13 protein-coding genes are annotated in these 18,618 nt (G+C 60.5%); all 13 read left to right on the forward strand.

Features of this window, described 5'->3' with window-relative positions; translation table 11 throughout:
- The first annotated feature begins 240 nt into the window (after positions 1–240).
- The 13 genes from rnr (at position 241) to AC1RQB_RS07385 (ending at position 18,536) form a co-directional block, all read left to right on the forward strand.
- A complete protein-coding gene (rnr, locus tag AC1RQB_RS07325) occupies positions 241–2,871 on the forward strand; it encodes a ribonuclease R (RefSeq protein ID WP_008068883.1) in 2,631 nt (876 codons plus the stop codon).
- Complete coding sequence (gene rlmB / locus AC1RQB_RS07330) at positions 2,868–3,629, forward strand: 23S rRNA (guanosine(2251)-2'-O)-methyltransferase RlmB (protein WP_008068884.1); 762 nt, start codon at positions 2,868–2,870, stop codon at positions 3,627–3,629. The genes rnr and rlmB overlap by 4 nt, the downstream gene beginning before the upstream one ends.
- Positions 3,630–3,933: 304 nt before the next feature.
- On the forward strand, positions 3,934–4,356 hold the full coding sequence (rpsF, locus tag AC1RQB_RS07335) for a 30S ribosomal protein S6 (protein WP_007902678.1): 423 nt from the start codon (positions 3,934–3,936) through the stop codon (positions 4,354–4,356).
- Positions 4,357–4,384: 28 nt separating this feature from the next.
- Positions 4,385–4,615, forward strand: a complete 231-nt coding sequence (gene rpsR / locus AC1RQB_RS07340; RefSeq protein ID WP_002551829.1) for a 30S ribosomal protein S18 — start codon at positions 4,385–4,387, stop codon at positions 4,613–4,615.
- A gap of 36 nt (positions 4,616–4,651) precedes the next feature.
- Positions 4,652–5,545 (forward strand): YybS family protein, encoded by an 894-nt coding sequence (locus tag AC1RQB_RS07345; protein ID WP_007902692.1) that lies wholly within the window; start codon positions 4,652–4,654, stop codon positions 5,543–5,545.
- A 19-nt stretch (positions 5,546–5,564) separates the two neighbouring features.
- A complete protein-coding gene (gene rplI, locus AC1RQB_RS07350; RefSeq protein ID WP_003197251.1) occupies positions 5,565–6,011 on the forward strand; it encodes a 50S ribosomal protein L9 in 447 nt (148 codons plus the stop codon).
- Between the two features lie 123 nt (positions 6,012–6,134).
- Entirely contained in the window at positions 6,135–7,529 is a 1,395-nt protein-coding gene (gene dnaB, locus AC1RQB_RS07355; protein ID WP_008068885.1) for a replicative DNA helicase, read from the forward strand.
- A 191-nt stretch (positions 7,530–7,720) separates the two neighbouring features.
- Entirely contained in the window at positions 7,721–10,024 is a 2,304-nt protein-coding gene (locus AC1RQB_RS07360) for a YgiQ family radical SAM protein (protein WP_008068886.1), read from the forward strand.
- A 214-nt stretch (positions 10,025–10,238) separates the two neighbouring features.
- On the forward strand, positions 10,239–11,159 hold the full coding sequence (ssp4, locus tag AC1RQB_RS07365; protein WP_063341739.1) for an Ssp4 family T6SS effector: 921 nt from the start codon (positions 10,239–10,241) through the stop codon (positions 11,157–11,159).
- Positions 11,156–11,605, forward strand: a complete 450-nt coding sequence (locus AC1RQB_RS07370; RefSeq protein WP_063341738.1) for a hypothetical protein — start codon at positions 11,156–11,158, stop codon at positions 11,603–11,605. Before ssp4 ends, AC1RQB_RS07370 begins: the two co-directional genes overlap by 4 nt.
- Before the next feature lie 190 nt (positions 11,606–11,795).
- On the forward strand, positions 11,796–15,071 hold the full coding sequence (locus AC1RQB_RS07375) for a transglutaminase family protein (RefSeq protein WP_063341737.1): 3,276 nt from the start codon (positions 11,796–11,798) through the stop codon (positions 15,069–15,071).
- An 88-nt stretch (positions 15,072–15,159) separates the two neighbouring features.
- The gene (locus AC1RQB_RS07380; protein ID WP_063341736.1) at positions 15,160–17,646 is read left to right on the forward strand and encodes a circularly permuted type 2 ATP-grasp protein; all 2,487 of its coding nucleotides are present in this window, start codon (positions 15,160–15,162) and stop codon (positions 17,644–17,646) included.
- Positions 17,646–18,536, forward strand: a complete 891-nt coding sequence (locus AC1RQB_RS07385) for a transglutaminase family protein (protein ID WP_063341735.1) — start codon at positions 17,646–17,648, stop codon at positions 18,534–18,536. The genes AC1RQB_RS07380 and AC1RQB_RS07385 overlap by 1 nt, the downstream gene beginning before the upstream one ends.
- The last annotated feature ends 82 nt before the right edge of the window (positions 18,537–18,618 follow it).

An 18,618-nucleotide genomic window follows, 5' to 3' on the forward strand; every position in this document is an offset into this window, starting at 1 on the left:
TTCACCATCTGGGCAGTATCGGCAGCGCGTGTGCGTCGTCGATGGCGCGCACTATACGGAGCGTCTTTTTAACTGTAAACCCCCGGCATCGAAAAAACCTGGAAAATTTCTCCAGTGGTATTCAAATCAGCTTTGCGATGTCGATAAAGGGCTTTAGATGGGCTGTCATAGCCTGAAATTTCCCGTTTCATTACGCCTATGCCAAACTAACCCGCATATAGACAAGGTGAAAACTCTCTAATGGCCGATTGGCAGTCCCTCGATCCCGAGGCCGCTCGTGAAGCGGAAAAATATGAAAACCCTATTCCTAGCCGCGAACTGATCCTTCAGCACCTTGCTGATCGAGGTTCGCCTGCTAACCGCGAGCAGCTGGTCGAAGAGTTTGGTCTGACCACAGAAGACCAGATCGAAGCCCTGCGTCGCCGCCTGCGCGCCATGGAGCGCGACGCTCAACTCATCTATACCCGTCGCGGCACCTATGCGCCGGTGGACAAGCTCGACCTGATCCTGGGCCGCATCAGCGGTCACCGTGACGGCTTCGGCTTTCTGGTCCCGGACGACGGCAGTGACGACCTGTTCATGAGCCCGGCGCAAATGCGTCTGGTGTTCGATGGCGACCGTGCCCTGGCGCGTGTTTCCGGCCTCGACCGTCGCGGTCGCCGTGAAGGCATGATCGTCGAAGTGGTGTCCCGTGCCCACGAGACCATCGTCGGTCGTTACTTCGAAGAGGGCGGTATCGGTTTCGTCGTCGCGGACAATCCGAAGATCCAGCAAGAAGTGCTGGTGACGCCGGGCCGTAACGCCAATGCCCAGATCGGTCAATTCGTCGAAGTGAAGATCACTCACTGGCCGACGCCACGCTTCCAGCCGCAAGGCGACGTGGTCGAAGTCGTGGGTAACTACATGGCGCCGGGCATGGAAATCGATGTCGCCCTGCGCACCTACGATATCCCTCACGTCTGGCCTGAAGCGGTGCTCAAGGAAGCCGCCAAGCTCAAGCCTGAAGTCGAAGAGAAAGACAAAGAGAAGCGCATCGACCTGCGCCATCTGCCGTTCGTGACCATCGACGGCGAAGATGCACGCGACTTCGATGACGCGGTCTACTGCGAAGCCAAACCGGGCAAGCTGCGCCTGTTCTCCGGTGGCTGGAAGTTGTATGTGGCGATCGCCGACGTTTCCAGCTACGTGAAAATCGGTTCGGCGCTGGATAACGAATCCCAGGTTCGTGGCAACTCGGTGTACTTCCCCGAGCGCGTCGTGCCAATGCTGCCTGAGCAGCTGTCCAACGGCCTGTGCTCGCTGAACCCGCACGTCGATCGCCTGGCCATGGTCTGCGAGATGACCATCTCCAAATCCGGCGAAATGACCGACTACTGCTTCTACGAAGCGGTGATTCACTCCCACGCCCGCCTGACCTATAACAAGGTCAGTGCCATGCTGGAGACGCCCAAAGCTACCGAAGCGCGTCAGCTCCGTGGTGAGTACACCGACGTCCTGCCGCACCTCAAGCAGCTGTACGCGCTGTACAAGGTTCTGCTGGCGGCCCGTCACGTGCGCGGCGCGATCGATTTCGAAACGCAGGAAACCCGGATCATCTTCGGCTCCGAGCGCAAAATCGCCGAAATCCGTCCGACCGTTCGCAACGACGCCCACAAGCTGATCGAGGAATGCATGCTGGCGGCCAACGTGGCCACTGCAGAGTTCCTGAAGAAGCACGAAATCCCTGCGCTGTATCGCGTCCACGACGGCCCGCCACCGGAGCGTCTGGAAAAACTGCGCGCCTTCCTTGGCGAGCTAGGTCTGTCCCTGCACAAAGGCAAGGATGGTCCGTCGCCGAAGGATTACCAGGCTTTGCTGGCAGGCATCAAGGACCGTCCGGATTTCCACCTGATCCAGACCGTCATGCTGCGTTCGTTGAGCCAAGCGGTGTACAGCGCTGATAACCAGGGCCACTTCGGCCTGAATTACGAAGCCTATACCCACTTCACCTCGCCGATTCGCCGCTACCCGGACTTGCTCACGCACCGAGCGATTCGCAGCGTCATCCATTCGAAAATGGACACCCCGCACGTTCGCCGTGCCGGTGCGATGACCATCCCGAAAGCGCGCATCTATCCGTACGACGAAGCGATTCTGGAGCAGCTCGGCGAGCAGTGCTCGATGAGCGAGCGCCGGGCCGACGAAGCGACCCGCGATGTCGTGAACTGGCTCAAGTGCGAGTTCATGAAAGACCGCGTGGGCGAATCGTTCCCGGGTGTGATCACCGCCGTGACCGGTTTTGGTCTGTTCGTCGAACTGACCGATATCTACGTCGAAGGCCTGGTGCACGTCACCGCGCTGCCGGGCGATTACTACCACTTCGATCCTGTACACCACCGCCTCGCTGGTGAGCGTACCGGTCGCAGCTTCCGCCTTGGCGACACCGTTGAAGTGCGCGTCATGCGCGTCGACCTCGACGAGCGCAAGATCGACTTCGAGATGGCTGAAAAAACCATCAGCGCGCCGATCGGCCGCAAGAAGCGTGGGACTGAAACCGCTGCTCCGGCTGTCAAATCCGCCGCAGAACCGGCACCGGCGAAAACCGGTCGTCGTCCTGCCAAGGAAAAAGTCGTCGAGGCCTATCGCCCGAGCGATGCCGCGGCAAAAAATGCCGAGTTGCGTAAAAGTCGTGAACTGAAACAGGCGTTGCTGTCTGAAGCGAAAAGCGGCGGTAAAGCGGCGTCTGGGGGAAAGACCGGGCGGTCGGCGCCTGACAAGGCCTCCGGCGGCAAGCCAGCAAAACCGAGCAAACACCGTAAAGGCCCGCCAAAAGCGGGTTCCGCTCCAGCCGCCAGAAGCGGCGGGGCGCGCAAACCTAAGGCCAAGTCATGAGTCAGTTGGAAAAGATCTATGGCGTGCATGCTGTAGAAGCGTTGCTGCGTCACCACCCAAAACGCGTCAAGCAGATCTGGCTGGCCGAAGGCCGCAGTGATCCGCGGGTTCAGGCGCTGATCGAGTTGGCGAACGAAAATCGCGTGGCCGTCGGCAACGCCGAGCGTCGTGAGCTGGATGCCTGGGTTGAAGGCGTGCACCAGGGCGTGGTGGCGGAGGTGAGTCCGAGCCAGGTCTGGGGCGAGGCGATGCTCGACGAACTGCTTGATCGCACCGAAGGCGCGCCGCTGTTGCTGGTGCTCGACGGTGTGACCGATCCGCACAACCTCGGCGCTTGCCTGCGTTCGGCCGATGCGGCCGGTGCGCTGGCGGTGATCGTTCCAAAGGACAAGTCGGCGACGTTGACCCCGACGGTGCGTAAAGTGGCCTGCGGCGCGGCGGAAGTGATTCCGTTGGTGGCGGTGACCAATCTGGCGCGCACCCTGGAAAAGCTCAAGCAGCGTGGCTTGTGGGTTGTCGGTACGGCTGGCGAGGCTGAACAGAGTCTGTATCAGCAAGACATGACCGGCCCGACCATCCTGATCATGGGTGCTGAAGGCAGTGGCATGCGTCGCCTGACCCGCGATCTATGCGACTACCTGGTGCACCTGCCGATGGCTGGTAGCGTCAGCAGTCTCAACGTTTCCGTGGCGACCGGCGTCTGTCTGTTTGAAGCCCGGCGCCAGCGCAGCGTCAAGGCTGTCAGCAAAAAGTCCTGATCCGACGCAGTTCTAATGTGGGAGCGGGCTTGCTCGCGAATACGGTCTGACATTCGACACTTGTGCTGAATGACACTCCGCTTTCGCGAGCAAGCCCGCTCCCACAATGATTTATGCCTGGCGAAGATTGGGGTTGTTCAAATAATCACCAATTGCCTTGCGCCTCTCTTGTCCCTTCTCTACAATTGCGCCCCTTGCTGTGACGGCAGGCACGCATGTGTCTATCGCAAGCAAGTCCATAAGTGTCATTCACTCCTTGTCTGACCGCTTTTGAGCGGCAGGCTACAACCCGTAAGGAGCATTCATGCGTCATTACGAAATCATCTTTTTGGTCCACCCGGATCAAAGCGAGCAAGTCGGCGGCATGGTTGAGCGTTACACCAAGCTGATCGAAGAAGACGGCGGCAAAATCCACCGTCTGGAAGATTGGGGCCGTCGTCAACTGGCCTACGCAATCAACAATGTTCACAAGGCTCACTACGTGATGCTGAACGTTGAATGCACTGGCAAGGCCCTGGCCGAGCTGGAAGACAACTTCCGCTACAACGATGCAGTGATCCGTAACCTGGTCATCCGTCGCGAAGAAGCCGTTACCGGCCAATCCGAGATGCTCAAGGCTGAAGAAAACCGCAGTGAGCGCCGTGAGCGTCGCGACCGTCCTGAGCACTCCGACGCCGAAGGCGTTGATGGTGATGACAGCGACGCCAGCGATAACGCTGACGAGTAATCCACGGACCTTTTGAGGAGCCTATTACATGGCACGTTTCTTCCGTCGTCGTAAATTCTGCCGCTTCACCGCTGAAGACGTGAAAGAGATCGATTACAAAGATCTCAACACTCTGAAAGCTTACGTATCCGAGACCGGCAAAATCGTTCCAAGCCGCATCACCGGTACCAAAGCTCGTTATCAGCGTCAGCTGGCCACCGCTATCAAGCGCGCCCGCTTCCTGGCCCTGCTGGCCTACACCGACAGCCACGGCCGCTGAGACCGGGCAGTCGACACGTAGCAAAGGATTGAATGCATGCGCGCCTTAGCTGAGTTCATCATGCGCGGCCGTATGCAGGCCACTCTGGTAGTGGCCGGATGCGCAACGTTGCCGTTGTTGTATTGGTTGGGTGCTGCCGCAGGATGCCTTGTGCTCCTGCGGCGCGGATTGAAGGACGCCTTGGGCGTTCTTGCTCTGGGGCTGCTGCCGGCGTTGATCTGGTGGCTTTACTCCGACGACCCACGGGCACTTCTGGTGCTGCTGGGGTCTTCGAGCCTTGCGTTGGTTTTGCGCGCAAGCGAGTCCTGGAACCGCGTGCTGCTGGTCAGCATAGCGATGGGGTTGGTGTTTTCAGTGGTGCTGGGAGCGGCTTTTGCGCCCCAGATCGAGATGCTGGCGCAGGCTTTGATAAAAGTCATGCCGTCGCTACTCGGTGATGTCTACCAGCAATTGTCGGTAGACGAGCAAGCGCGTTTCGCGTCCCTGATTGCACCGGTCCTGACCGGCCTGATTGCGGCCTTGTTGCAAATCGTCAGTGTGCTGAGCCTGATTGTCGGGCGCTACTGGCAGGCGTTGTTGTACAACCCGGGTGGTTTTGGTCGCGAGTTTCGCGCCATCCGAATCCCGCTTTTACCGGCGATGTTGCTGCTGGTGTTGATGCTTCTGGGGCCTAACTTAGGCTCGCAGATGGCCATGTTGACACCGTTGTGCAGCGTACCGCTGGTGTTCGCCGGGCTGGCCCTGATTCACGGGCTGGTGGCGCAAAAGCGACTGGCCAAATTCTGGCTGGTGGGGTTGTACGTCACGCTGTTGCTGTTCATGCAACTGATCTATCCGTTGCTGGTGGTCTTGGCCATCGTCGACAGCCTGATTGATTTTCGCGGTCGTTCGGCACCGAAAGATGCCGATAACGCGAACGGTGAAGGTTAAAAGTTAAGAGGATTTTCACATGCAACTGATCCTTCTGGAAAAAGTCACCAACCTGGGCAACCTGGGTGACAAAGTGAACGTTAAGGCTGGTTACGGTCGTAACTACCTGCTGCCTTACGGCAAAGCTACCGCTGCGACCGCTGCCAACCTGGCTGCGTTCGAAGAGCGTCGCGCTGAGCTGGAAAAAGCCGCAGCAGACCGTAAAACTTCGGCTGAAAGCCGTGCCGCCCAACTGGCTGAGCTGGAAGTGACTATCACTGCCACCGCTGGTGACGAAGGCAAGCTGTTCGGTTCGATCGGCACCCACGACATCGCTGATGCACTGACCGCCTCTGGCGTTGAAGTTGCAAAAAGCGAAGTTCGTCTGCCGAACGGCACCATCCGCAACGTAGGCGAATTCGACGTAGCCGTGCACCTGCACGCCGAAGTTGAAGCCACCGTACGCGTTGTCGTGGTAGCAGCTTAAGCAGCACTTGTCGGCTGGCACCCTCGGGTGCTTGCCGGTAACATCGGGCACGATCCTGTTTACAGGTCGTGCCCTTTGTCTTTCTGCGGTTCCTGATTTTCTACAAACTAATTCCAAGTGGCCATGAACGATATTTCCGCTCCTGAGCAATACGATCTGCAAACCGCTGCCCTGAAGGTGCCGCCGCATTCCATCGAGGCCGAACAGGCTGTGCTCGGTGGTTTGATGCTGGACAACAACGCTTGGGAACGCGTGTTGGATCAAGTCTCCGACGGCGATTTCTATCGGCATGACCACCGTTTGATCTTCCGCGCGATCGCCAAGCTCGCCGACCAGAACTCCCCCATCGACGTCGTGACCCTCGCCGAGCAATTGGACAAGGAAGGTCAGACCTCGCAAGTCGGTGGTCTCGGCTACCTGGGTGAGTTGGCGAAAAACACGCCGTCCGTCGCCAACATCAAGGCCTATGCGCAAATCGTTCGTGCGCGGGCGACCTTGCGGCAACTGATCGGCATCGCCACCGAAATTGCCGACAGCGCTTTCAACCCGGAAGGCCGCACGGCTGAAGAGATTCTCGACGAAGCTGAGCGGCAAATCTTCCAGATCGCCGAGGCTCGGCCAAAAACCGGCGGCCCGGTGAGTGTGAATGACCTGCTGACCAAGGCAATCGACCGCATCGACACGTTGTTCAACACCGACAACGCCATCACCGGCCTGTCCACCGGTTACACCGACCTCGACGAGAAGACCAGCGGCTTGCAGCCGGCCGACCTGATCATCGTCGCCGGCCGTCCGTCCATGGGTAAAACCACCTTCGCAATGAACCTGGTGGAAAACGCCGTGTTGCGAAGCGACAAGTGCGTACTGGTTTACTCGCTGGAGATGCCAGGCGAATCGCTGATCATGCGTATGCTGTCGTCCCTTGGGCGTATCGACCAGACCAAAGTCCGGGCCGGTCGCCTGGACGACGACGATTGGCCGCGCCTGACCTCGGCGGTCAACCTGCTGAACGATCGCAAGCTGTTCATCGACGACACGGCCGGTATCAGCCCCTCGGAGATGCGCGCGCGGACCCGGCGTCTGGTGCGTGAGCACGGCGACATCGCCCTGATCATGATCGACTACCTGCAGTTGATGCAGATTCCAGGTTCCGGCGGCGACAACCGGACCAACGAGATTTCCGAGATCTCCCGTTCCTTGAAAGCCCTCGCCAAGGAATTCAACTGCCCGGTGGTGGCGCTGTCCCAGCTCAACCGCTCCCTGGAGCAACGACCGAACAAACGCCCGATCAACTCCGACCTCCGGGAATCCGGAGCGATCGAGCAGGATGCTGACGTGATCATGTTCGTGTACCGGGATGAGGTGTACCACCCGGAAACCGAGCATAAAGGCATCGCCGAGATCATCATCGGCAAACAGCGGAACGGCCCGATCGGCACGTCACGACTGGCGTTCATCGGTAAGTACACCCGCTTCGAAAACCTGGCGCCGGGCAGCTACAATTTCGACGACGAGTAAGTTGTGTAGTGCCTGACAGGGCCACTTCGCGGGCAAGCCTCGCTCCTACAGGGATCACACCGAACCTGTGGGAGCGGGCTTGCCCGCGATGGGGTCGCCGCAATTTCCGACCATAGCCGTCGGAATTGGTCAAATTTTGTGCTATATTCCGCGCCCGCGAAATTCAATGAAAGCCAACACCGGTTATCGACATGCAAGCAGCCAAGCCGTTATTTGACTATCCCAAGTACTGGGCCGAATGTTTCGGGCCAGCGCCATTCCTGCCGATGAGCAGGGAGGAGATGGATCAGCTTGGCTGGGATTCCTGCGACATCATCATCGTCACCGGTGATGCCTACGTCGACCACCCGTCGTTCGGCATGGCGATCATCGGCCGGCTGCTGGAGGCCCAGGGCTTCCGCGTCGGGATCATTGCCCAGCCTAACTGGCAGTCCAAAGACGACTTCATGAAGCTCGGCGAGCCGAACCTGTTCTTCGGTGTCGCGGCCGGCAACATGGACTCGATGATCAACCGCTACACCGCCGACAAGAAAATCCGCTCCGACGACGCCTACACCCCCGGTGGCCTGGCGGGCAAACGTCCGGACCGCGCGAGCCTGGTTTACAGCCAGCGCTGCAAGGAAGCCTACAAGCACGTGCCGATCGTGCTCGGTGGCATCGAAGCCTCCCTGCGCCGCATCGCCCACTACGATTACTGGCAGGACCGGGTGCGCAACTCGATCCTGATCGACGCCTGCGCCGACATCCTGCTCTACGGCAACGCCGAGCGTGCGATCGTCGAAGTCGCCCAGCGTCTGTCGTTCGGTCACAAGATCGAAGACATCACCGATGTGCGCGGCACCGCGTTCATTCGTCGTGACACGCCAAAAGACTGGTTCGAGATCGACTCCACGCGCATTGACCGTCCGGGAAAGGTCGACAAGATCATCAACCCGTACGTGAACACCCAAGACACCCAGGCTTGTGCCATCGAGCAGGAAAAGGGGCCGGTTGAAGACCCGAACGAAGCGAAGGTCGTGCAATTACTGCCGAACCCGCGCCTTACCCGCGAGAAAACGGTCATCCGTTTGCCGTCGATGGAAAAAGTCCGTGGCGACTCGGTGCTCTACGCCCACGCCAACCGCGTGCTTCACCTGGAAACCAACCCGGGCAACGCCCGTGCGCTGGTGCAGAAGCATGGCGAAGTGGACGTCTGGTTCAACCCGCCTCCGATTCCCATGACCACCGAAGAAATGGACTACGTGTTCGGCATGCCTTACGCACGGGTTCCGCACCCGGCGTATGGCAAGGAAAAGATTCCTGCCTACGACATGATCCGCTTCTCGGTGAACATCATGCGCGGCTGCTTCGGTGGCTGTACGTTCTGCTCGATCACCGAGCACGAAGGCCGGATCATCCAGAACCGTTCCGAAGAGTCGATCATTCGCGAAATCGAAGAGATCCGCGACAAGGTGCCAGGCTTCACCGGAGTGATTTCCGACCTCGGCGGCCCGACCGCGAACATGTACCGCATCGCCTGCAAGAGCCCGGTCATCGAGTCCGCGTGCCGCAAGCCGTCCTGCGTGTTCCCGGGCATCTGTGAAAACCTCAACACCGATCACTCGTCGCTGATCCAGCTCTATCGCAGCGCCCGTGCCTTGCCGGGTGTGAAGAAGATCCTGATCGCGTCCGGCCTGCGTTACGACCTCGCGGTCGAGTCGCCGGAATACGTCAAGGAACTGGTGACTCACCACGTCGGTGGTTACCTGAAGATCGCCCCGGAACACACCGAGGAAGGTCCGCTCAACCAGATGATGAAACCGGGCATCGGCAGCTATGACAAGTTCAAGCGCATGTTCGAGAAGTACACCAAGGAAGCCGGGAAAGAGCAGTACCTGATTCCGTACTTCATCGCCGCTCACCCGGGCACCACCGACGAAGACATGATGAACCTGGCCCTGTGGCTCAAGGGCAACGGTTTCCGTGCCGACCAGGTGCAGGCGTTCTACCCGTCGCCGATGGCTACCGCTACCGCGATGTACCATTCGGGCAAGAACCCGTTGCGCAAAGTCACTTACAAGAGTGACGGCGTGACCATCGTCAAGAGCGAAGAGCAGCGCCGCCTGCACAAGGCGTTCTTGCGTTATCACGACCCCAAAGGCTGGCCGATGCTGCGCGAAGCGCTGACCCGCATGGGCCGCGCCGACCTGATCGGGCCGGGCAAGAACCAGTTGATCCCGCTGCATCAACCGGCGACCGACAGCTACCAGAGCGCCCGTCGCAAGAACTCGACGCCGGCCGGCAGCCACAAAGTGGCCGGGGAAAAGACCACCAAGATCCTGACCCAGCACACCGGCCTGCCACCGCGTGCCAGCGATGGCGGTAACCCGTGGGACAAGCGTGAACAGGCCAAGGCGGCGGCATTTGCCCGCAACCAGCAGGCGGCCAAGGAGCGCAAGGACGCGGCCAAAGGCAAGGGACCCAAACCGGCCCGCAAGCCAGTCGTGCCGCGTTAAACTTCGCCCCCTATCGCAAAACGCCAGCCTCAGTGCTGGCGTTTTGTTTTCAAGCGAGGGTGTGGCCTGTTTGCTAAGGTGACGCGCACTTCAATGGCTGCCCGGGAAACTGATTTCCCTATACGACGCCAAACCCTGTGGGAGCCGGGCTTGCCCGCGATGATGGCGGCACGGGCAATAAAGATCTCTCCCCCGATCTTCAAGGACGATTCACATGAGCAACCCCTTACCGGGCATCGGCATGGATTACAGCCCTTCCCAGTTCATGGCCCGCCAACGCATCGAAAGCCAGATCAACCTGCCACGCCTGTTTGCTGTCATCGACGCCGACCCCGGAATCGTCGGCGCGGGCGTGGTGTACATCGACGCCGAGTTCAACGTAGTGACCCTGCGCGAGTTCAAGCCGATTTGCAGTATCAAGCCCAAGCGAATCATTTTGCGCGAGGCGCAGAAGTACATTGCGCCGGCTCAATTCGCCCAGCAGGTGCGGGACAATCCGCGCGAATCGCGCCTGGTTGGTGAGGCAGTCAACACCAGCTTATCGTGCGTGGGTGCAGTGATCGGCTGGATCGTAGTGCTCAGTGGCTCCGTGGCTATTCCATTTTCGGCAGGGGCAAGTACGGTGGTCGCTGCGCTCGGTTATACCGCTGCGGCTGCCAGCTCAGTGCAGTGTTTTGCCAGCGGCTATCGGACCCGCAATGAGATCGTCAACCCTGCCCGTAACGATGAGCTCGACAGCGAAGAGTGGTACCAGTACACCATGATTGCGCTGGATGCTGCGTCCTTGGTCGGGGTAGGCGCATCCACGCTGACAACGCTCAAACTGGTCAGGCTGAATAAGGCCACGACCGGGAAAAGTGTCAGGGAAGTGCTCAGGGGGCTGAATCGACAGGAACGTGCCAAACTGACCAAAGAACTATTGAGCATCAACGACCCGCGCTTGACGTCGAAGATGATCAAGTTGAAGCAGTTGTCGGGTGAATTGCCCAAGCGTTTCACACCCACCGAGGTCAAGCATGCAACGGTCACTCAGATAAAAGACGCCTTGGGCGCCGCTATCGGTTTTACCGGCAGTGCAATTTCGGGGAATGTCCGCACCATTGCCGTAGGCCTGTACGAGGAGGCTGAGCAATGAATGAGCTGCCCAGCATTCGCAATTTTCTATCGAAGTATTTCCCGGTCTTCATGGGGGCAATATTCGCGTCAATTTTTACCCTGGTCTTTGCGGTGCCTTTGTTTTTCGAAAGCTATTTTCGAAACCTTCCGTTGGCTGACAACGCCAAGTACTCTTTTTTCGGGGGGATCGCGCTGACCCTCATCGTCGTGCACTGCAATTTCATGGTCGCGCGCGGTCGCCCGCAATGGGTGCGGCCTCTGGTCGTGCTCCTGGCCCTTTGTTTTCTTGGGGTATTGCCCACCATTGCATATGAGGTGCATCCCCTGATTTATGCTGTGACGTTGCTGTTCCCACTGCTGGCGCTATTGCTGCTCAACAGCAAACGTCACCGCGAGATGCGCCAGAAGCTGCTTGAAGTACGTCACTTGCGCCAAGCTGTTATTGCAAAGCACAAAGCCCGTTAGTTGGGTAGATTCAGCACCCGCCCCTCACACGTGCGCCACAAATATGTGCAGCCCCCGCACTATAACCGCAGCCACGGCGCCGTTTTGGTGCTGTACTGCACCGGGGTCTGTTGATAAAGCGCAATGACCGCCGCTCTGGCATAAGTCTTGCGCCGCTTTCGATAACGTCCAGGCTCGCAGGAGGCACGCCGTGTCGATTCATGTCGCATTGCACCACGTCACGCATTACCGCTACGACCGCGCCGTCGAGCTCGGTCCGCAGATCGTTCGCCTGCGCCCGGCTGCCCATAGCCGCACGCGGATACTGTCCTATGCGCTGAAAGTCTCGCCCGAGCAGCATTTCATCAACTGGCAGCAGGACCCCCAGGGCAACTACCTGGCGCGGTTGGTGTTCCCGGAGAAAACCGATGAGCTGCGGATCGAGGTCGACTTGCTGGCGGAGATGGCGGTCTTCAATCCGTTCGACTTCTTCCTCGAGCCCTACGCCGAAAAGATCCCTTTCGCCTACGCCGCGGATGAGCGCAAAGAGCTGGCGCCATACCTGGAAACATTGCCCCTGACGCCGAAATTCAAGGCCTATCTGGAGGGCATCGATCGCACGCCGCTACCGAGCGTGGATTTCCTGGTTGCGCTCAACCAGCGCCTCAGCGAAGACATCGGCTACCTGATTCGTATGGAGCCAGGCGTACAGACCCCGGAATACACCATCGAACATGCCTCCGGTTCCTGTCGCGACTCCGCGTGGTTGCTGGTGCAATTGCTGCGCAATCTCGGCCTGGCGGCGCGTTTCGTGTCCGGTTACCTGATTCAGTTGACCGCCGATGTCAAAAGCCTCGACGGCCCCTCGGGCACCGAAGTGGACTTCACTGACCTGCACGCCTGGTGCGAGGTCTATTTGCCTGGTGCTGGCTGGATCGGCCTGGACGCAACCTCTGGGCTGTTTGCCGGTGAAGGGCACATTCCGTTGGCGTGTAGTCCTGATCCGTCCTCTGCGGCACCGATCAGTGGCTTGGTGGAACCGTGCGAGTGCGAATTTACCCACGAGATGTCCGTGGAACGGATTTGGGAAGCACCGCGGGTAACAAAACCCTACACCGAAGATCAATGGCTGGCGATTCAGGCATTGGGCCGGCAGATCGATGCCGACCTGTTCGAAGGCGATGTGCGCCTGACCATGGGCGGCGAGCCGACGTTCGTTTCCATCGATGATCCGGACGGCGCCGAATGGAATACCGCCGCGCTCGGCCCGAATAAACGTCGCCTGTCCGCCGAACTGTTCCAGCGCATGCGCAAACATTACGCGCCCAAAGGCCTGGTGCATTTCGGTCAGGGCAAGTGGTATCCCGGCGAGCAACTGCCGCGCTGGTCGCTGAACTGCTACTGGCGCCGCGATGGCGTACCGATCTGGCACAACAGCGCGCTGATTGCCGATGAGCAGGAAGACTATGGCGCCGATGGCGAGTTGGCCGGGCGTTTTCTGGCGAGTGTCGCCGAACGCTTGAAAGTTCCGACACGCTTTGTGTTCCCAGCCTACGAAGACAATTTCTATTACCTCTGGCGCGAAGGCGCTTTGCCGCAGAACGTCAGCGCCGAAGACTCACGGCTGGAAGAACCTTTGGAGCGGGCGCGCCTGCGCAAAGTCTTCAGTCAGGGCCTGGACAAGGTTATCGGCCAGGTCCTGCCGCTGGCGCGCACCGCCAAGGGTGATCAATGGCAGAGCGGTCGCTGGTATCTGCGGGAAGAGCATTGCCGATTGGTGCCGGGGGATTCGCCGCTGGGGTATCGCTTGCCACTCGGTTCGCAGCCTTGGGTGAAGGCAGCGGAGTATCCGTTCATTCATCCAGTCGACCCGAATCAGGATTTCCCTGAGCTGCCGGACACCGCCCAACTGCAGAGTCATGGCGAACCTGCTGTCGCTGAAGAGCGTGCGCCGAGGATCGACGAGTCCGCCGACTGGCTGACCCGCACCGCCTTCTGCGCCGAAGCGCGAGAAGGCCGGTTGTACCTGTTCATGCCACCACTGGAGCGGGTCGAGGACTATCTGGAACTGGTCACCGCCATCGAAGCCACCGCCGAGGAGCTGCATTGCCCGGTATTGCTGGAAGGCTATGAACCGCCGAGCGATCCGCGCCTGAGCAATTTTCGCATTACTCCGGATCCGGGCGTGATCGAGGTCAACGTCCAGCCGTCCGCCACCTGGGATGAGTTGGTGGAGCGCACCGAGTTTCTTTACGAAGAGGCGCGCCAGACTCGACTGACCACCGAGAAGTTCATGATCGACGGCCGGCACACCGGGACCGGCGGCGGCAACCATTTCGTCTTGGGTGGCGCGACCCCGGCTGACTCACCGTTTCTGCGCCGTCCGGATTTGCTGCGCAGCCTGATCAGCTACTGGCACAACCATCCATCCTTGTCCTACCTGTTTTCCGGATTGTTCATCGGCCCGACGTCCCAGGCACCGCGCGTCGATGAAGCGCGCAACGATTCGCTGTATGAGCTGGAAATCGCCTTCGCACAGATGCCGAAGCCGGGCGAGGAGTGTCCACCCTGGTTGGTGGATCGCTTGCTGCGCAATTTGCTGATCGACGTGACCGGCAACACCCACCGCGCTGAGTTCTGCATCGACAAACTCTATTCGCCGGACGGCGCCACCGGGCGCCTCGGATTACTGGAACTGCGAGCCTTTGAAATGCCGCCCCATGCGCGCATGAGCCTGGCTCAGCAATTGTTGCTGCGGGCGCTGGTGGCACGGTTCTGGCGCGAGCCTTATGCGCCGCCGAAACTGGCGCGCTGGGGTACAGAGTTGCACGACCGGTTCCTGTTGCCGCACTTTATCGAGCAGGATTTTGCTGACGTCATCGTCGACCTCAATGCCGCCGGTTACCCCGTGCGGGCCGAGTGGTTCGCGGCGCATCTGGAATTCCGTTTCCCCAAGGTCGGCGACTACGCCGTCAGCGGCATCCAGCTGGAATTGCGTCAGGCGCTGGAGCCTTGGCATGTCCTCGGCGAGGAAGGCGCTGCAGGTGGCACGGTGCGTTACGTGGATTCGTCGCTGGAGCGTTTGCAGGTCAAGCTCAGCGGCCTGCCGCCCCAGCGTTATCTGCTGACCTGCAACGGCATCCCGGTGCCATTGCAACCCACGGGGCGGGTCGGTGAGTTCGTCGCCGGCGTACGCTTTCGGGCCTGGCAACCGGCCAATTGCCTGCAACCGACCATCCCGGTCCACGCGCCGCTGGTGTTCGACCTGCTCGACACCTGGATGGGGCGTTCGCTGGGCGGTTGTCAGTACCACGTCGCCCACCCGGGCGGGCGCAACTACGACAGCTTGCCGGTGAACGCCAATGAGGCCGAGAGCCGGCGGATGGCGCGTTTCTTCCGTCTCGGACACACGCCGGGGAAACTTCCTACACCGAATCTGGAAATTAACGACGAGCTGCCGATGACTCTCGATTTGCGACGTTTCTAAACCGTACGCGACGCTCGGATTTTTCGTATATCCGGGCGTCATGAGCCTGCGTTAGTCTGACCGTTCTTTGCTGTCTGCCGAGCTTTCCATGCCTGACCTGCTTGACCGCTACCCGCTGACCGCGGGCACTTACCACGAACTGCTCGACGACAGCGGCGCCGTGCGCCCGCACTGGCGGCGGCTGTTCGATCAATTGCAACGCAGCACGCCAGCGCAACTGGTGCAGCGTCAGGCGCTGCTGACCCGACAGATCCAGGAAAACGGCGTGACCTATAACGTCTACGCCGACCCCAAGGGCGCTGACCGACCATGGGAGCTGGACCTGCTGCCTCATGTGATTGACGCCGATGAGTGGGAACAGTTATCGGCCGGGATCGCCCAGCGGGCGCGCTTGCTCAATGCTGTGCTGGCGGATTTGTACGGCCCTCAGCGCTTGATCGCCGAAGGCCTGCTGCCGGCTGAGCTGGTGTTCGGTCACAACAACTTCCTCTGGCCGTGTCAGGGCATTTCGCCGCCCGACGGGGCCTTTTTGCATCTGTACGCCGTGGATCTGGCGCGCACCCCTGACGGTCGCTGGTGGGTGACGGCGGACCGGACTCAAGCGCCATCCGGTGCCGGTTACGCGCTGGAAAACCGCACCATCGTGTCCCGAGCCTTTCCCGAGCTGTACCGCGATTTGAAGGTTCAGCACCTGGCCGGATTCTTTCGCACGCTCCAGGAAACGCTCGCTCGTCAGGCGCCGAGCGATGACGAAGCGCCACTGGTGGTGCTACTGACGCCGGGGCGTTTCAACGAAAGCTATTTCGAACACCTGTACCTGGCTCGCCAGCTCGGATATCCATTGGTAGAGGGCGGCGACCTGACCGTCCGGGATGCCACGGTCTACCTGAAAACCTTGAGCGGGTTGCGTCGGGTCCACGCGATCATGCGCCGGCTCGACGATGATTTCTGCGACCCGCTGGAGCTGCGCACCGACTCGGCCCTCGGCGTGCCGGGGCTGCTCGAAGCGGTGCGTCAGGGCCGGGTGCTGGTGGCCAACGCCCTCGGCAGCGGCGTGCTGGAGTCACCGGGGTTGCTGGGTTTCCTGCCGAAGATTAATCAGTATCTGTTCGGTGAAGAGCTGATTCTGCCGTCCATCGCGACCTGGTGGTGCGGTGAAGCGCCGGTGCTGGCCCAGGCCCTGGAGAAGCTGCCGGAGCTGCTGATCAAACCAGCGTTTCCTTCTCAGAGCTTCGCCCCGGTGTTTGGTCGTGACTTGAGTGAAAAACAGCGCCAGGCACTGGCCGAGCGCATGCAGGCACGGCCTTACGCCTATGTTGCGCAAGAATTGGCGCAACTGTCTCAGGCGCCGATCTGGCAGGCCGAAGGTGGTCAGTTGCAACCACGGGCCATTGGCATGCGCGTGTATGCGGTGGCCAGTCGGGATGGCTATCGGGTACTGCCCGGCGGGCTGACCCGGGTTGCCGCCGAAGCCGACGCCGAAGTGGTGTCGATGCAGCGCGGCGGTGCAAGCAAGGACACTTGGGTGTTGGGCGATCGCCCGCCCAGCGGCGAACAATGGAAAGCCCAGCGCAATATTGGCGTTCACGATCTGGTGCGACGCGATCCGTATCTGCCGTCGCGGGTGGTCGAGAACCTGTTCTGGTTCGGCCGTTACTGCGAGCGCTGCGATGACAGCGCGCGATTGCTGCGCATCATGCTCGCGCGCTATGTCGATGGCGATGATCCGCAAGCCCTGGAGGCGGCGGTCGATCTCGGTGAACGCTTGAATCTGTTGCCGGAGGAGGGCGAGTTACCGGAGCGGTTGCTGGCGGCGCTGCTCGGCGATGATTGGCCGTTCAGCCTGCGCTCCAACCTGCAACGCTTGCAGTGGGCGGCGTCGCAAGTACGCGGCAAGCTCTCGCGAGAGAACTGGCAAGCGCTGGTGGAATTGCAGCGCGAGGCCATGGAACTGGAAACCGAAGAGCCGGATTTCGGCGAGCTGCTGGATTTCCTCAACCGACTGGTGATGTCGCTGGCGGCGCTGTCCGGTTTTGCCCTCGACGACATGACCCGGGACGAAGGTTGGCGTTTCCTGATGATCGGTCGGCGGATCGAACGGCTGCAGTTTCTCAGCGGCAGTCTGGCGGCGTTTCTGCGGGGCGCCGGGACTTTCGATCAGGCCGGGCTGGAATGGCTGCTGGAGCTGGGCAACAGCAGCATCACTTACCGCTCGCGGTATCTGGCGGTGGCGCAATTGATCCCGGTGCTGGACCTGTTGTTGCTCGACGAGCAGAACCCTCACGCGGTGCTGTTCCAGTTGAAACTGGTGACCCGCACGTTGAAGCGCTTGAACGACGACTTTGGCGCGCCGCGCGAAACAGGTCTGCCGCAGTTGGTGGAGCGGCTGGCGCGCTTCGATCTGGGTTGCCTGGAAAACTCACTGTTTGGCGAGGCCAGTGTTCGCGCCGCCATAGAGGGGCTAGCCGATCTGTTGCAGGAGATCGCCGATGCCAGCGGACAAGTATCGGATCGCCTGGCCTTGCGCCATTTCGCCCATGTCGATGATGTCAGCCAACGCACGGTGTCCGTCTGATGAATGCCCGTTACCAGATTTTTCACGACACCCATTATCACTATGACAGCCCGGTGTCCCTGGCCCAGCAACTGGCGCACCTGTGGCCGCGGGCTTGTGTTTGGCAGCGCTGCACCGATCAGCAATTGCAGATCAGTCCCGATCCGACCTCGCGCCGGGATGAGCTGGACGTGTTTGGTAATCCGCTGACCCGGTTGGCATTCGAGCGGCCGCACGATGAGTTGCTGGTCAATGCCAGCCTGACGGTCGAAGTGCTGGCCCGACCATCGTTGGACTTCAATCAATCGCCAGCCTGGGAAGCGACCTGCAACGCACTGACCTACAGCAGTCAGCCGCTCTCTCCTGCACTGCTGGAAGCCTGCCGTTACCGGTTCGAATCACCTTACGTGCACTTGAAGCGCAACTTCGTCGAGTTCTCCGAAAGTTGCTTTCCTCCTGGCCGGCCATTGCTGCTGGGAGTTCAGGCGTTGATGGAGAAGATTTTCAGCGAATTCACCTTCGACGCCGAAGCGACCCAAGTGGCAACGCCGCTGGTGGAAGTGCTGGAGAGGCGGCGCGGCGTTTGCCAGGACTTTGCGCATTTGATGCTCGCTTGTGTGCGCTCCCGGGGATTGGCGGCGCGGTACATCAGCGGTTACCTGCTGACCCAGCCACCGCCAGGCCAGCCACGGCTGATCGGCGCCGATGCGTCTCATGCCTGGGTGTCGGTGTTTTGTCCGGTGCTGGGGTGGGTGGATTTTGACCCGACCAACAATGTGCAGCCGGCGCTGGAGCACATCACCCTGGCCTGGGGCCGGGATTTTTCCGATGTGTCGCCGTTGCGTGGGGTGATCCTGGGCGGTGGCAGCCACGACCCCGAAGTTCGGGTCACAGTAATGCCATTGGAGTAACCGACATCCAGTGTGGGAGCGGGGGGGGGGGGGGGGGGGGGGGGGGGGGGGGGGGGGGGGGGGGGGGGGGGGGGGGGGGGGG

It is taken from the genome of Pseudomonas sp. GW822-FHT02E03 (assembly GCF_058802325.1).